This is a genomic window from Eikenella corrodens, assembly GCF_003990355.1.
Lineage (GTDB): Bacteria > Pseudomonadota > Gammaproteobacteria > Burkholderiales > Neisseriaceae > Eikenella > Eikenella corrodens_B.
The window spans coordinates 2024400-2038872 of sequence record NZ_CP034670.1 but is presented as its reverse complement, the minus strand read 5'-3'; the positions used below and the strand labels follow the sequence as shown (position 1 = coordinate 2038872).

The window sequence follows — 14473 nt, the reverse complement described above, 5'->3', positions numbered from 1 at the left end:
AGTCAATTTGGCTTGCTATAGATTAAGCCGATGGTTATTTGATGTCGCTGCGGCTGGACAATACTTGGTCGATGAGGCCGTATGCTTGGGCTTCTTCAGCCGACATAAAGTTGTCGCGGTCGGTATCGCGTTCGAGTTCGTCCAGCGTGCGGCCGCAGTGTTCGGCCAGCAGGCGGTTGAGCGTGGCTTTCAGTTTGAGCAGCTCTTTAGCGTGGATTTCTATATCGGAAGCCTGGCCGCCCAAGCCGCCGCTGATGAGCGGCTGGTGAATCATCACTCGGCTGTTGGGCAGGGCGAAGCGTTTGCCTTTGGCGCCGGCGGAAAGCAGGAACGCACCCATGCTGGCGGCTTGGCCGAGGCACAGGGTGGATACGTCGGGCTTGATGAAATTCATGGTGTCGTAGATCGACATGCCGGCGGTAACGGAGCCGCCGGGGCTGTTGATGTAGAGGAAAATATCTTTATCGGGGTTTTCGCTTTCCAAAAACAGCAGCTGCGCCACCACCAGGTTGGCCGTTTGGTCGTTTACCGGCCCCACCAGGAAGATGATGCGCTCTTTCAAGAGGCGGGAATAAATATCGAAGGCGCGCTCGCCCCGGCCGCTCTGTTCGATAACGGTGGGTACCAGATAGTTGTTTTCGATTGTGGGGTTCATGGGTTTCCTCGCGTTTGTAAGGGATGATTCGGGCAAAAAGCACCTCGGCGAATACGGCCTTGGTGCTTTGTTTGCAACGGGTTTCAGGTAGCCTGAATTACTGCTGGCCCATCACTTCGTCGAAGCTCAGTTTTTTCTCGTTCACCTTGGCCTGGCCGAGCACATAATCCACCACGTTGGCTTCCACGGCCATGGAAATCGGGCCTTTCAGGCGGCTGCGGTCGGCAAAGTACCAATCCACCACTTCCTGCGGATCTTCGTAGCTTTCGGAGAAGGTTTGCACCACGGCTTTAACCTGGTCGTCGGTCGGCTGCAGGTTGTGCTTGCCCACCAGGTCGGCCAAAATCAGACCCAGTGCCACGCGGCGTTCGGCCTGCTCGGTAAACAGGCTGTCGGACAAATCCACGTCTTCCGGCTTCATGCCTTGGTTCACCAGGTTTTGGCGGGCGCTTTCGGCCATGCGGGCGGTTTCTTCGCGCACCAGGGTTTTCGGCAGTTCGACGGGGGTAACGTCCAGCAGGGCTTTCATCACGTTGTCTTTGGTTTGCGCTTCCACGCGGCGGGTTACTTCGCGTTCGATGTTTTTCTTCACTTCTTCGCGCATTTTGGCCACATCGCCGTCTTGGATGCCCAAGGCTTTGGCGAATTGTTCGTCCACTTCCGGCAGAACGGGCTCGGCCACGTTGCGCAGGGTGATGGCGAATACGGCGGTTTTGCCGGCCACTTCTTTGCCGTGGTAGTCGGCAGGGAAGTTGACGCTCACGTCTTTGGTTTCGCCTTCTTTCATGCCTTGGATGCCGGCTTCAAACTCGGGCAGCATCTGGCCTTGGCCGAGGATGAAGGGGTAGTTTTGTGCGGAGCCGCCTTCGAAGGGGATGCCGTCGATGGTGCCGGCAAAGTCGATGATTACGCGGTCGCCGTCTTTGGCTTCGCGTTCCACGCGGTTGAAGCGGGTACGCTGACGGCGCAGGATGTCGATGGTTTTTTCCACTTCCGCTTCGCCCACTTCGCATACCACTTTTTCGATTTCCTGGTCGGCCAGGCTGCCCACGGTGATTTCGGGGAACACTTCGAAACGGGCGTTTACTTTGAATACTTTTTCGTCGTCTTGCGCTTCAACGGCATCAAAAGCGAGCAGGCCGGCGAGGCGGATGTCTTCGGAATCCACGATTTCGCCGAATTTGCGGCGCAGGCTGTCGTTTAAAACCTCGTCGCGGATGCCCGCGCCATACATGGATTCGATCATGCGCAGCGGGGCTTTGCCGGGGCGGAAGCCGTCCACGCGGGCACGTTTTTGAGTGGCCTGCAGGCGTTTTTGTACGGCTGCTTCGATGTCGGCCCAGGGCAGTTCCAGTTGCAGGCTGCGTTCGAGACCTTCCAGTTTTTCAATAGTTACGCTCATTCGTAAGACCTTGTTTTGGTGTTCATCAAACCGGCAGGCGGCTGCCTGCCCGGAAAAGTTTGCACTTTGGCCGGCGTGTTTTTCCGCACCGACCGTAAACGAAAGGCGCAAGTGTATCATAACTTGATGGCGCAGGCAGTATTCGGCTGAGGAATTTATGCGGCAAAACGGGTTTCAGGTAGCCTTTTAGCGAGGGCGTGAGGCTGGTGGGAAATGGGAGGGTGCTACAGGCAGGCTACCTGAAAACAGGGTTTGGGTTTCAGGTAGCCTTTATTTTGCCATGGCAGCCTAGGCGTTCAGCTAACCTGCCCAGACTGCCGCAGGGCGGCGATGCGTTCGCGGGCGTTGGGGTGGCTGTCGTACCAGCGGGCATACCAGCGATCATTTACCAGGCTGGCGGCATTGCTGCGGTAGAGTTTGATCAGTGCGGAAATCAGGTCTTCAGCATGGGTGTGCGCGGCGGCGAAACGGTCGGCTTCAAATTCGTTGCGGCGTGAGGAAAAGCTGCCCAACGGGGCGAAGGGGAAGGAGAGCACGGGCAGCACCAGCATCATCAACAGCAGCGCCATGGCGTGGCTGGGATAGGCCACGCCCAAACCGTGATACACGGCGGCAAAGTGGATGATTTGCCCGAGCGCAAACAGCACCAAGAGCGCGAGCAGGAAGCGTACGGCGATTTGCTTCACGATGTGACGGTGTTTGAAATGCCCCAGTTCGTGCGCCAACACGGCTTCCACTTCTTGCGGTTGCATACCTTTGAGCAGGGTGTCGAAAAACACGATGCGCTTGTTTTGGCCGAGGCCGGTGAAATAGGCATTGGCGTGGCCGCTGCGTTTGCTGCCGTCCATCACGAAAATGCCGTTGCTGGCAAAGCCGGTGCGCGTGAGCAGATTGGTGATGCGCTGTTGCAAGTCTTCATCGGCCAGCGGTTCGAAGCGGTTGAACAGCGGGGCAATCCATTTTGGAAACGCCCACAGCATCAGCAGCGAAAAACCTAGCCACAACAGCCACACCCACAGCCACCACGCATTTCCGGCTGCGCCCATTAGATAAATCACGGCATACAGAAGCGGAATGCCGATGGCCGCGCCCAGCAGCAGGCCTTTGATTTGGTCGGCAAAGAAAGTACCCAAAGTCATGTTGTTGAAGCCGAATGCGGCTTCCAGCCGGAAGCTGCGGTAGAGTGCAAATGGCAGGGACAACAAGCTGCTAGCCAGCGAAAACAACACTATCAATAGCACGCCTTGGTTCAGCGGCGAGGTGGCAAGGCGGTTGGCTGTTTCTGACAGCAGATTCAGCCCGCCGCCGAGGGTAAACATCAGCAGCAGCAAGGTTTCATACAGAATATGCCAACGCGAAAACCGCTGTTTGGCCAGCGCGTAGTCGGCGGCTTTTTGGTGTTCTTCCAGCGAAACCACGTCTTTGAAATCGCGCGGCACGCGATCTCGGTGCAGCAGCACGGCGCGGCTCTGGCGCAGAGAGAGCAGTAGTTGCAGCAGGGTGGAAAAGGCGGTGAAACCGAGAAAGAGGTAAAACACGGTGGCGGACATGGGTTGCTCCGAATAAAAAACGGGCGGCAGTATAGTGCGATTTGGGGCGCTGGGCTATGGCGCCGGTTTGGTTTGCTGCAGCGGATAGGGAATATGCAGTTGGTGTTGATTTGGAGGCAAGTGTTTGTTTGGCCGATTCATATTTGAATGCGCCAAGCAGCGGGAGATTTATGCGGTGAAGTGGGCAAAAAAAGCGGCGCATATTGAAAAATATGCGCCAAATCTACAAAGGAGAAATAGAGGAGAAACTTGTTAAGCAGTCATCCCTGACTACCTAACGGAGCGAATTATAGGGCCATTTGAAAGGGAAGGCAAGGCTAATGCTATGATTTAACCTGCTTTTTCCTGATTGTAAGTAAATGTGAATGCGAAAAGCTAGCGGTATGAAACTAAAATAAAAATTAAATATACTGATTTGCTCGGAATTCAGGCTGGATATGGGTTTGAGAGGGGTGTTGGCATTTTATGGCTGTTTGTGCACTAAATCATGCAATAAATTTTCAGGTAGCCTGTTTGGATAAAAAGGCTACCTGAAAAATAAGCGTGCGGTTTAGAAACCGTCCCAATCGTTTAGCAGTACGCCCAAGCCGATGCTGTTGTGTTTGTGGTTGTAGTCGAGCAGGCTTTCGCCGTAGCCGTGGAAGGCCTGCACATAGCCTTTGAGCCGGCCGGCGATGGGGAAGGTGTAGTTTAGCTGCAGCCCGCCTTTGCCGCTGGCGGGGTTGTAGCGGGCGAGGGCGCCGAGGCTTTGGCGGTCGTTGAAGCGGTAGTAGAGGTGCAAATCGCCGTAGCCCATGTAGCGGTTGATGTCGGAGTTGTCGTCGTCGCTGCTTTTTTCGGGGATGCGCCACCACAGGCGCGGCACCACGGTGAGTTTGCCCCATTCCATGCCGACCATGGCATAGATGCGGTTCCAGGAGCGGGAGAGTGGGTCGCTTTGGCCGTTAGATTGGTGTGCGGCACCGATGCCGAGCATCCGCAGGCTGCCGTCGCCGGGCAGGTCGGCTTTCACCGGTTGGGTGAGGAAGATTTCGGGCTCGTAGTCGGTGTTGCGGAAGGGGGAAGACATGGAGCCTTTATATACCTGCCAGTGGGAAACTTGGGTGTAGCCGAACCAGAGGTCGGCATTGGTGCCGAACAGGTCTTGCAGCAGCTTGGTTTTGAAGGAAACCTGCATTTTGGTTTCCACATGGCTTTGGCGTTGCTGCTCGGGGATGGCGGAAGTGTGTTCGGGGGAGGAGGGGTTGCGGTTGGGCGAGCTGTTGTACCAGCCGGGCAGGAGGTAGATCGGGCGGTGCGCACGCACGCTGAGGATGCCGGATTCGTGGTTGACGTCTAAATCGTAGGCGAGGCTGAGCGGGCTGAAGGCTTGCGGCTGGGTGGGGGCGGCAGGGGCTTCGGTGAGCACCACTTTGGGCGTGCTCCTGGCCTGGCTCTGCTCGATGCTTTGCTGGATATCGATGGCGGCCTTGCTGTTGGCGGGGATAGATAAGGGCTGGGTGGGCGGCAGTTGTGCACCCATGCTGCGGTCGTAGCAGGCGAGGCGGGCGGCAGGATCGCTGATTTGGGTGCAGGCCAGGGCGCCGGCTGGGGCTTGGGTTTGGGCGGCGCTGTGGGCGGAAACCAACAGGGCGGCAGCGATGAGGGGAAGGCGGGATGTTTGCATGATGGTTGGGGGTGTGAAACGTAAGCTTTGGAGTAAGGCTACCTGAAAAATAGTGTGGCTTTCAGGTAGCCTTCTTGTTGCCGATTCAAGGCTACCTGAAAACCTGCGTCAGATTTCGCCCATGCGGTAAAACAAATCGGCCAGGGCGGCCAGGCGCAGGGTGTCGCAGCCCCAGCGTTCGGATTGGAGGCGGCGCATCCACAAAATGGGGTGCATGCTGCGGCGCAAAGTGCGGATTATAGCGGGATTTTGCCTTTGCAGGCAGGCTTTGCAATGTTCGGCTGCCTGGTCGAGCAGCCCGCCGCGCAGGAGGATGTCGGCGGTGGATTGCAGGTAGCACAGCCAGTCGCGGCCTTGGCACTGCTGCAGGCTGAGCACGGTGGCGGGGTTGTCTTCGAAGTCGATGAAGCCGATGCCGCCGGTTTCGGTCAGCACCATATTGCGGGCGAAGGCTTGGCTGAGGAATTGGTTTTGCCGGTGTACGGCTTCGATGGCATGCAGGCCTTGCAGCCAGCCGTCGAGGCTGCCGGCTTCGGTTTGCTTTTCGATGGCGATGAGCAGGGTTTGCTCGCCCACATGGCTCATCAATAGGGCATTGTCCTGCACGGCCAATAACTTGGGCGCGGGAATGCCGGCTTCGGCCAGCTCGCGCAGGCGGCCGGCCTCAATGGCGATGCCGGCTTCGCCGCCGGGGTTGGGCACCGGGGTGAGCACGCCCAAGCGGCACACTTTGGCCAGGCCGTTGAGCAGGCTGTATCGCCAGGCGGCTTGGCGCGGGGCGGCTTTGCGCAACCATACGGTTTCGCCGTTGTCTAAACGGTGGCGGGCGATGGTTTCGGTTTGGGCGGCAGCGAGGACGGCCAGCTGGGCGGCGTAGTTCATGGCAGTGCGGAGAAAGGAAAGCGGCATTATATAGCGAAACGGTTTGGGCGCACTGTTTTCAGGTAGCCTCTTTCGGAAAGCGACTATAAAATACCTGCTCGATATTGATTCATCCGATTGCCCGCCATGCCCAAACACATCGTTTCCAGCGAAACGCCGCTATTTTCAGGTAGCCTGCCGCCGCAGAATGCGCTGCGGCGCAGCCTGTCGGCGCGGCTGCTCACGGCGATTTTGCTGTGGGCAGGCGGCTTGCTGCTGTTTGTGTCGATGACGGTGGTGGCCACCTGGCGGCTGGAAGAGCGGGCGGACGCCATCCGCCAGGCCGGTCGGCTGAACGACCAAGTCCACCGCCTCACCCTAGCCGCCGTCCAAAATCCCGGCGCGCCGCTGCCCACACGGCAGATGGCAGACACGCTCAAGGGGCTGGACAGCAGCCAGCATGCCGTGTGCTGCACCTGGTGGGACGAACCGGCCTCGCGCCAGCTCGAACAGGTGCGCCGCGACACCGAAGCCCTGCTGCAAACCGCCACGAAACCGGACACCGCCGCGCTGTTGGAACAGGCCGAACGCCTGCACACCGGCATCGACAGCTATGCCCGGCTGCTGGAAGAACAAAACACCCGCAGTATCGGCTGGCTGCGCAGCGGGCGCATCGGGCTGATGCTGCTGATCCTGCTTTCCGCCGCCGTCAGCTTCCGCCTGTTGCGGCAAGTGGTGCTGCGCCCGCTGGGCACGCTGTACCAAGCCATGAATCAAATCACCCACGGCCGTTTGGGCACGCGCATCGCCGGCCCGAATTCCGGCGACGAATTCGAAGCCGTGGCCGACGGCTTCAACCGCATGGCCGACAACTTGCAGGAAATGTATGCCCACCTGGAAGACAAAGTCGCCGAGAAAACCGCCGCCCTCTCGCGCCAGAAAAGCGAATGGGAAATGCTGTATTACGTTACCTCCTACCTGCACAAACAAAGCTTCAGCAGCGAAGTGGAGCAAGCCTTTCTGGAGCGGATGCTGCGCCTTTCCCACAGCGGGGGCGGCGGCATTTTCTGGCAGGTGGAAAAAGGCTTTGCCGCCGCCTGCACCCTCGGCCTGCCGGACGGTTTGGCCGAACGCCTGCCGCACACCCACACTGCCGAGCAGGAAAGCGAAGCGGGCAATATGGTGTGGATGCAGGGCGAAGAGGGCGCTTTGGTGGCGCTGGTGCCCATTTATGCCCTGGGCGGTTTCCAAGGCTGGCTGGCGCTGTCTAAGCCGACCGTGCCGCTGCTTTCCGCGCAAAACGCCGGCCTGATGCGCTTATTGTGCACCCAGCTGGGCATCGCCCGCGAAAACGCCGCCATGACCCTGCTCAAACAGCAAAACGCCGTGCTCGAAGAGCGCAGCCGCATTGCCCGCAGCCTGCACGACAGCCTGGCGCAGTCGCTGTCGTTCATCAATATGCGCTTTCAGATGCTCAGCAAAAACAAACTGCTGCCGGATGACAAATCCGTGCGCGACAACATCGAGATGATTCGCGACGGCATCCAATATTGTTACGAAGACGTGCGCGAACTGCTCGACCATTTCCGCGCCAAACCGCAATACGGCAATTTTGCCGAAACCGTGCGCAGTGTAATCGAGCGCAGCCGCAAGCAAGCCGGCATTCCCGTGGTGCTGCACATTAACGGCGGCGACTGTCCGCTCAACAGCGAGCAGCAAACACAGGCGCTGTTTATTTTGCAGGAAGCCCTGTCCAACATCCGCAAACACGCCGCCGCGCAGCAGGCCGAAGTGCTGCTGGAAAACGGCGAGGGCTTCACCATGACCGTGCGCGACGACGGGCAGGGCTTCAATCCGGAAAGCCGCGCCGAAGCCGAGCCCGGCCGGCATATCGGCCTGAGCGTGATGCACGAGCGTGCGGAAAAAATCGGCGCGGAAATCAGCATCCGCTCCCGGCCCGGCAGCGGCACCGAAGTGCGCCTGCATATTCCCGGCGATTTCAGGTAGCCTTCCGCCGCCGCGCCTGGTTTGTCTGCACGGCAGGGAAGGCGCGGAACAAACTATTCGTGCCATAAAGCTCCGTGTTTGATTTACCGCAAGTTTCATATACCCAACACCATTTTCAGGTAGCCCCATGACTGACCCCAACATCCGCATCCTCTTGGTAGACGACCACCCCCTGTTCCGGCGCGGGCTCAGTTTTCTGCTCGCGCAGGAATACGGTTTTGAAATTGTTGCCGAAGCCACCGACGGCCTCGAAGGCGTGAAGCTTGCCCGCTTCCACCGACCCGATTTGGTGCTGCTCGACGTGGAAATGCCCGTGATGAACGGCCCGGAAGCCCTGGCTCAAATGCTGGATTTCCAGCCCGGGCTGCCGGTGTTGATGCTCACCATTTCAGAAGATGCCGATAACCTGAAAAAGTGCCTCGAGCTGGGCGCGTGCGGCTATATTTTGAAAAATGCTGACACCGATTTCCTGGTGGGCGCCATCCGTCAGGCCGTGGCCGGGCAGCAAACCGTGTCGCCCGAAATGAACAGCACCGGCCAGAGCGCGCCGCCCGAACACTCTGCCATTCTCGATTCCCTCACCCAGCGCGAGCGCGATGTGTTGCGCTACGTGGCCGGCGGCATCAGCAACAAAATGATTGCCCGGCGGATGTTTTTATCTGAAAACACAGTGAAGGCGCATATGCAGAATATCTTCCGCAAACTCAACATCGACAACCGCGTGCGCGCCGCCGTGTATGCCCGCGAACTGGGCTTGGATAAGGAAGAGGAGTGATGCGGTTGGCGGTTTCAGCGCTAGCCTTTGGGTGAGGCTACCTGAAAACCGCAAGGCGGAAGGCTGGCAACGATTGCTGTTGCCAATGGCTGGCTGGAGTGGGATTCCGGCATTCGGCCTACAGTGAGCTACTAAGTGGTTTGTCACTGGAAAAGGCTACCTGAAAAATGTTTCAGGTAGCCTTTTTGGCGTGTGGCTTGGGTTGGGCTGAAAGCTGCAATGCAACGTTTACAGTGGTGTTGGCATGGGCTGATGCATGCGGCTAACCCGCTACGGGTGTTTTCAGGTAGCCTCTTCAGCCTCTTTCATGCCCGCCGCACACTTTGCAGGCGGGGTTTTTCGGAATAGCGAAGTGCTGCCATTGGCCGCTGAGTGCGTTGTAGCAGCGCAAAACGCCGTTTTCGGCAGGCAGGCCGAGCAGGATTTTCAGCGCTTCGGCGGCTTGGGTGGTGCCGATGATGCCCACCAGCGGGGCGAATACGCCGAACAGGGCGCAGGCACCGTCGTTGTCTTGCTCGCGGTCGAACAGGCAGGCATAGCAGGGCTGGCCGGGCAGGTCGGGGCGGTAGGTGGCGATTTGGCCGTCGAAGCGGGTGGCGGCGCCGGAAACCAGCGGGGTGCGGGTGGCGCAGGCGGCGGCGTTGAGGGATTGGCGGGCGGAGAAGTTGTCGCTGCAATCGAGCGCGGCCCGGCATTGGGGCAGCAGGCGCAGCAGGGCGGCTTCATCCAGTTTGCCGTGGGTTTCGATTTGGCAGGCGGGGTTGAGCTGTTTCAGGTAGCCTGCCATGGCTTCGGTTTTGAGACGGCCGATATCGGCTTCGCGGTAGGCGGTTTGGCGCTGAAGGTTGGTTTCGTCGATGCGGTCGTGGTCGGCAATAATCAGCCGCCCCACGCCGACGGCGGCCAGATAGGGCAGGGCGGCACTACCCAGCCCGCCGCAGCCGAGCACCAACACGCAAGCATCCAGCAGCTTTTGCTGGCCTTCGGTGCCGATTTCGTCGAGCAGGATGTGGCGGCTGTAGCGCAGCAGTTGGCGGTCGTCCATGGCGGGAATCCGGTGGTGGGAAAGGCGGAGATTATAGCGAAACGGCGGGGAGGTCGATACAATGCGGCTTTCCGTTGGAACGAGAACGAAATGGGCGTGATTCACGATTTGCCCTCGCTGCAACAGACCTTCCGCCGCAAACAGAAGCTGAAGTTCCTCTATTTCTGGGGGCATACGCCCAAGCAGACGGGTGTGGCGGATCAGGCGGTGTTCAGCCAGTGGTATCCCGCGCCGTTCGAGCTGGCGGGCGAGCGTTATGCCACGGCCGAACATTATATGATGACGGAGAAAGCCCGCCTGTTTGGTGCGGAAGCCGTCCGCCGCCAAATCTTGGCTTCGGGTTCGCCTGGCCATGCTAAGGCGCTGGGTAGGCAGATCGAGGGCTTTCGGGAAGATGAATGGAATGTGCGGCGGTGCGAAATCGTGCGCCGTGGCAATTTGGCGAAGTTCGGCCAGCATCCGGCTTTGCGCGCCTTCCTGCTGCAAAGCGGCAGCCGTGTTTTGGCGGAGGCCAGCCCGGCGGACAAGATTTGGGGCATCGGCCTGACGGCAGACGACCCGCGCGCGGCCAATCCGCTGCAATGGCAGGGGCTGAACCTGTTGGGGTTCGCGCTGATGGCGGTGCGTGAGGAGTTGCGCGGGAAGGGCGGCTGAGGTTTTCGATAGATGGGGGGCGTGTGTGCTTTAGACGGGAAGGTTTGTGGCCGCTTTTGGGTTTGCCAATCCGACCGTTAGTTACTGGTGGCTGCAATGCAAAGGCTACCTGAAAGCGGGTTTGCTGGTTTCTGCGAAGCCGAAAATATTTCAGGTAGCCTTTGCCGCGGGCGGCCTGCCGGGGCAAATGGCGTATCCAATCAAATTGCCGCAGCCGACTATGCCCGGCTTATGTGGGGCAGGCAGCCGTGCCCGGGCGCGGGCTGGCGGTTTGCCGGGAAATCCTCTATACTGCGTGCACTCCTGTTTTGCGGGTATCGTCTAATGGTAAGGCACCGGCTTCCCAAGCCGACTATGCGGGTTCGATTCCCGTTACCCGCTCCAATTTCTTTCCCATGCCGTTTTTCCGGCATGGGATTTTTATTGGTTGATTTGTTAAGGAATGTTTGCAGACGGGTATATGGAATGAGGAACGGGTAGTTTTGCCGGGCGAGGTGCGCAGGATAGGGAATGATTACGGAGAGTTGAAAAATTATTGTTTATATACATTGCATTAGATTGTATAAAGGCTACCTGAAAATAAAATCCGTTTTATTTGTGTGATAAAGTTTGGTAAACTCAGCGCCATTTTTTGCATACATAAGTTTACTTTGGAGACCATAATGAGCTTCTTTGCTCAACATGCGCAGTTTTTTATCCAGTTTGCCGTGGTGCTGTTGTGCATCTTGGCCGGCGCCCAGGTGGGCGGCATCGGCTTGGGCGTGTTCGGCGGCATAGGTTTGGCAATATTGTCGTTCGGTTTCGGCCTGGAGCCCACCAGCCCGCCGATTGATGTGATGCTGATGATTATGGCGGTGGTGTCGGCGGCGGCGGCGATGCAGGCGGCCGGCGGTTTGGACTATATGATTAAAATCGCCACCCGCGTGCTGCATAAAAACCCGAAATACATCACCTTTATCGCGCCGATGGTTACCTACACCTTCACCGTTTTGGCCGGCACGGGGCATGTGGCCTATTCCGTGCTGCCGGTGATTGCGGAAGTGAGCCGCAAAAACGGCATCCGCCCGGAGCGACCGCTCACCATGGCGGTGATTGCTTCGCAGTTTGCCATTGTGGCCAGCCCGATTGCGGCGGCAGTGGTGGCTTGCGTGAGCTATCTCGAGCCACAGCATATTACGATGGCAGACGTGCTTAAAGTGAGCGTGCCCTCCACCATCATCGGCATCGGCATTGCCTGCGTGCTGGTGAACCGGATGGGCAAAGAGCTGAAAGACGACCCGGAATACCAACGCCGCCTGCAAGACCCGGCCTACAGCAAGCTGTATGATACGGAAACCGTGGCCGCCGATGCGCAAGTGAGCGGCAAGGCTAAGGTTTCGGTGGGGATTTTCCTGTTTGCCGCCATTTTGGTGGTGTTGCTCGGCGCGATGCCCTCGCTGCGCCCGGTGTTTAACGATAAGCCGATGGGGATGGCGCATACCATTGAAATCGTGATGCTTTCCGCTGCCGCGCTGATTATCCTCACCTGCAAACCGGACGGCAATGCGATTACGCAGGGCTCGGTGTTCCATGCCGGTATGCGCGCGGTGATTGCTGTGTTTGGCGTGGCCTGGCTGGGCGATACGCTGATGCACGGGCATTTGGACGAAGTGCAGCAGGCAGTGTCCGGCTTGGTGCAGAGCGCACCGTGGGCGTTTGCCTTTGCGCTGTTTGTGCTTTCCGTGTTGGTGAACAGCCAGGGCGCCACCGTGGCGACGCTGTTCCCGGTGGCCATTTCGCTGGGCGTGCCCGCACCGATTATCATCGGTACATTCGTGGCAGTGAACGGCTATTTCTTCATTCCGAACTACGGCCCGATTATTGCCGCTATCGATTTCGACAGCACGGGCACGACGAAAATCGGCAAATATATTTTTAACCACAGCTTTATGCTGCCCGGCCTGCTGAGCATGGGCTTCAGCTTGGCTTTTGGATTGCTGTTCTCCAAGATGTTCTTCGGCTGAACGGTTTGATTGGAATATACGCGCCCGGGCTTTGGTTCGGGCGTTTTGTTTTGGGAAAGGCTGCCTGAAAGGTTATAGTGAATTAAATTTAAACCAGTACAGCGTTGGCTCGCCTTGCCGTACTATTTGTACTGTCTGCGGCTCGCCGCCTTGTCCTGATTTAAATTTAATCCACTATAATTGCCCAAGCACTCAAGCCGTTTGTTTTGATTTCGTTGGGATTACTGCTTTCAGGTAGCCTTTGCGTGGCATGTCGGAGCGACAGATATTCCGAGGCAAAGGCGTTACCGGCTCTTCATCCATGAAATGCCGGCTTCCCGACTGTAAATTTTTCGATAAGAGCGCCATTAAAACCGATAACGCAGGTTCAATAGCACTTCGTTTTGCCGATAGCGGTAGTAGTCTGCATTGCTGCGGTTTACGGTGTGCCTGAAGCGCAGCTCGGGGTAAATGCCGTGCCACTGCCAGCGCGGGAAGCCCAGCGCGGCGACGGCGGCGTATTGCCTGTCTTCGCGCCGTTTGCCGTTGCTGACGAAGCTGGCCGCGCCGTAGCGGCTGCGGCGGTGCATCAGCAGCAGGTTGGCGTAGGCGGTTTGGCCGAACATTTTGTAAAGGCCGAGCCGGGCGGCGTATTCGCGGCTGGAGGCGGCGGCTTCGGTATAGGCTTTGCGGGCAGTGTCGAGGTTGGCAAACAGCCCCCAACTCCGCCCTGCCGCCCATTCGGCGCCGAGTCCGGCTTCGTATTGGCTGTAGTCGGCGAAATAGCGGCGGTTTTCCCCGCTGTAATGATGGCGTTTGGCACCGCCGCGCAGGCTGATCTGCCAGCGCGGCGACAGGGTGCGCGCCCATTCGGCATCGATGCCCCAGGCGCGGTAGTGGGTGTGTTTGTTACGGAAGTCGTGCTCGAAATAGGGCAGCAGGGTGAAATGGTTACGGATGTCGGCGTAGTCGTAGCCGGCGTAGAGGGCGGCGGTGTGGTAGCTGTAGTCGGGGGAAACGGTTTGCTGCGGGTCTTCGCGCCGGTAGCGGGTGCCGTAGGCCAGCCCGCGCAGGTGCAGGCCGTGGTGGCCGGTAAGCGGGAGGGTACGCAGGGCGGTGGCGCTGTATTGCCACAGGCCGGATGCTATCGGCTGCGGCAGTACGCGCTCCATCAGGCAGATGCCGGCAATTTGCCACACGCACAGGCGGCTGCCGTTTCCTTGGTTGATGTTATTGTTGTAGCCGTAACCGAGGCTAAGTTGGCCGTGCCAGCTGCGGCGTCTGCCCAGTTCGTTTTGATATTGGCCGACTAAGGCGCGGGTTTCTTCAGGCAGCCCGATATCGACAGCACGGCGGAATTCGGCGGCGGCCTCGCGGTTTTGGTTGTCTTCGGTATAGACGCGGGCGAGTTCGAGGCTGATGCGGGCATTGCCGGGTTCGGCGGCAGCGGCGCGTTTGAACCGGACAGCGGCCAGGCGGTAGTCGCCCCGGGCGCGTGCCTGCAGGCCGGCGGCCAAGTCGGGCAGCGAGGGTTTGTGCTGCGGCAGTGTGGCGTAGCGGGCGGCGAATTGTTCGGCCTTGTGCCATTGTCGTGCGTTGATGGCGTGGTAAATCGCGCTTTCCAGCTCTTCGGCCGTGTCTCCGACGGAATAAACCTGTCCGCCTATATTGATGTAGCCGCTGTCGTCCTCTACGGCGGCGGCATCCTGCCCGCCCAGCCAGCTGCTTTCACGGTATTGCCGGGTTTGGCGGCTGCCCTCGTCGAGCAGGCGGCGTTCGTCGTCGGTGTCGTCGGCACGGGCGAAGGAGGGCAGCAGCAGGCAGAGGGCGAGGCTGAGGGGTTTGTTCATGGGCCTGGGCTTCCGGGAATGGTTTT

At 58.9% G+C, this 14473-nt stretch carries 11 protein-coding genes and 1 tRNA gene; 5 read left to right on the top strand and 7 right to left on the bottom strand.

Annotated elements, in window-relative coordinates; genetic code table 11:
- Positions 1-34: 34 nt before the first annotated feature.
- The 5 genes from clpP to ELB75_RS10215 all read right to left on the bottom strand — a co-directional run bounded on the left by clpP (position 35) and on the right by ELB75_RS10215 (position 6155).
- Positions 35-655: an ATP-dependent Clp endopeptidase proteolytic subunit ClpP gene (clpP, locus tag ELB75_RS10235; protein ID WP_064089807.1), complete on the bottom strand. Its 621-nt coding sequence runs from the start codon at positions 653-655 to the stop codon at positions 35-37.
- A gap of 97 nt (positions 656-752) precedes the next feature.
- Positions 753-2057: a trigger factor gene (gene tig, locus ELB75_RS10230; protein ID WP_126983816.1), complete on the bottom strand. Its 1305-nt coding sequence runs from the start codon at positions 2055-2057 to the stop codon at positions 753-755.
- 296 nt (positions 2058-2353) lie between these two features.
- Positions 2354-3607 carry a M48 family metallopeptidase gene (locus ELB75_RS10225; RefSeq protein WP_126983815.1) on the bottom strand — a complete coding sequence of 418 codons (1254 nt, stop codon included), beginning with the start codon at positions 3605-3607 and terminating at the stop codon, positions 2354-2356.
- Positions 3608-4157: 550 nt separating this feature from the next.
- Positions 4158-5273 carry a phospholipase A gene (locus tag ELB75_RS10220; protein ID WP_126983814.1) on the bottom strand — a complete coding sequence of 372 codons (1116 nt, stop codon included), beginning with the start codon at positions 5271-5273 and terminating at the stop codon, positions 4158-4160.
- A 108-nt stretch (positions 5274-5381) separates the two neighbouring features.
- On the bottom strand, positions 5382-6155 hold the full coding sequence (locus tag ELB75_RS10215; protein WP_164726881.1) for a BUD32 family EKC/KEOPS complex subunit: 774 nt from the start codon (positions 6153-6155) through the stop codon (positions 5382-5384).
- A 126-nt stretch (positions 6156-6281) separates the two neighbouring features.
- Here ELB75_RS10215 and ELB75_RS10210 point away from each other — a divergent pair, with 126 nt between their 5' ends.
- Both ELB75_RS10210 and ELB75_RS10205 read left to right on the top strand, forming a co-directional pair.
- Entirely contained in the window at positions 6282-8141 is a 1860-nt protein-coding gene (locus tag ELB75_RS10210) for a histidine kinase (RefSeq protein ID WP_126983812.1), read from the top strand.
- A 127-nt stretch (positions 8142-8268) separates the two neighbouring features.
- Complete coding sequence (locus tag ELB75_RS10205) at positions 8269-8916, top strand: response regulator (RefSeq protein ID WP_126983811.1); 648 nt, start codon at positions 8269-8271, stop codon at positions 8914-8916.
- 295 nt (positions 8917-9211) lie between these two features.
- Here the strand turns inward: ELB75_RS10205 and ELB75_RS10200 are convergent, their stop codons facing one another.
- Positions 9212-9961, bottom strand: coding sequence for a HesA/MoeB/ThiF family protein (locus ELB75_RS10200; RefSeq protein WP_126984287.1), 750 nt, complete (start codon positions 9959-9961; stop codon positions 9212-9214).
- Between the two features lie 90 nt (positions 9962-10051).
- Between ELB75_RS10200 and ybiA the strand changes: the two genes are divergently transcribed.
- The 3 genes from ybiA (at position 10052) to ELB75_RS10185 (ending at position 12618) form a co-directional block, all read left to right on the top strand.
- A complete protein-coding gene (gene ybiA / locus ELB75_RS10195; RefSeq protein WP_126983810.1) occupies positions 10052-10615 on the top strand; it encodes a riboflavin biosynthesis intermediates N-glycosidase in 564 nt (187 codons plus the stop codon).
- A 310-nt stretch (positions 10616-10925) separates the two neighbouring features.
- Positions 10926-10999, top strand: a tRNA-Gly gene (locus ELB75_RS10190).
- A gap of 278 nt (positions 11000-11277) precedes the next feature.
- Complete coding sequence (locus ELB75_RS10185) at positions 11278-12618, top strand: anaerobic C4-dicarboxylate transporter (protein WP_126983809.1); 1341 nt, start codon at positions 11278-11280, stop codon at positions 12616-12618.
- Positions 12619-12965: 347 nt separating this feature from the next.
- On the opposite strand, the gene ELB75_RS10180 is transcribed toward ELB75_RS10185, so the two are convergent.
- Positions 12966-14447 carry a surface lipoprotein assembly modifier gene (locus tag ELB75_RS10180; protein WP_126983808.1) on the bottom strand — a complete coding sequence of 494 codons (1482 nt, stop codon included), beginning with the start codon at positions 14445-14447 and terminating at the stop codon, positions 12966-12968.
- Positions 14448-14473 lie beyond the last annotated feature (26 nt).

Coding starts and splice junctions, on each gene's coding strand:
- ELB75_RS10215 (WP_164726881.1), bottom strand. CDS start 6,155: ATGAACTACGCCGCCCAGCTGGCCGTCCTCGCTGCCGCCCAAACCGAA.
- tig (WP_126983816.1), bottom strand. CDS start 2,057: ATGAGCGTAACTATTGAAAAACTGGAAGGTCTCGAACGCAGCCTGCAA.
- ELB75_RS10200 (WP_126984287.1), bottom strand. CDS start 9,961: ATGGACGACCGCCAACTGCTGCGCTACAGCCGCCACATCCTGCTCGAC.
- ELB75_RS10205 (WP_126983811.1), top strand. CDS start 8,269: ATGACTGACCCCAACATCCGCATCCTCTTGGTAGACGACCACCCCCTG.
- clpP (WP_064089807.1), bottom strand. CDS start 655: ATGAACCCCACAATCGAAAACAACTATCTGGTACCCACCGTTATCGAA.
- ELB75_RS10225 (WP_126983815.1), bottom strand. CDS start 3,607: ATGTCCGCCACCGTGTTTTACCTCTTTCTCGGTTTCACCGCCTTTTCC.
- ELB75_RS10210 (WP_126983812.1), top strand. CDS start 6,282: ATGCCCAAACACATCGTTTCCAGCGAAACGCCGCTATTTTCAGGTAGC.
- ybiA (WP_126983810.1), top strand. CDS start 10,052: ATGGGCGTGATTCACGATTTGCCCTCGCTGCAACAGACCTTCCGCCGC.
- ELB75_RS10220 (WP_126983814.1), bottom strand. CDS start 5,273: ATGCAAACATCCCGCCTTCCCCTCATCGCTGCCGCCCTGTTGGTTTCC.
- ELB75_RS10185 (WP_126983809.1), top strand. CDS start 11,278: ATGAGCTTCTTTGCTCAACATGCGCAGTTTTTTATCCAGTTTGCCGTG.
- ELB75_RS10180 (WP_126983808.1), bottom strand. CDS start 14,447: ATGAACAAACCCCTCAGCCTCGCCCTCTGCCTGCTGCTGCCCTCCTTC.